At 35.4% G+C, this 291-nt stretch carries 1 pseudogene; it reads left to right on the top strand.

Features of this window, described 5'->3' with window-relative positions:
• Positions 1-88: 88 nt before the first annotated feature.
• Positions 89-291: pseudogene (locus SB717_RS35080) on the top strand (ABC transporter permease); the annotation flags it as partial.

Genomic DNA, 291 nt, shown 5'->3' with positions numbered 1-291 from the left:
GGTTTTTGTCATTTGAATCGATGGAAGGTATTTCCGTACTTTACTAATATAAAAACATAGTTAGTAGAAAGAAGGGCGGAGAAGTAATATGAACATTAGAGAACTCGCATATCGGAATGTAACGCGAAATAGACGGACATACTCAGCCTATTTTTTGAGTAGTGCATTTGCTATTATGGCCTTTTTTGTGTATTCATTTTTTGCGTTTCATCCGGCATTAAGTGCAGGAGAATTGGGTCAGTACGTATTCGTAAGTATGTCTTTTGCACAGTCTATTATTTACTTATTTAC

Source organism: Priestia sp. SIMBA_032 (genome assembly GCF_046535215.1).
Classification (GTDB): Bacteria; Bacillota; Bacilli; order Bacillales; family Bacillaceae_H; genus Priestia; species Priestia aryabhattai.
This window is presented reverse-complemented; position numbering and strand designations above follow the sequence as displayed.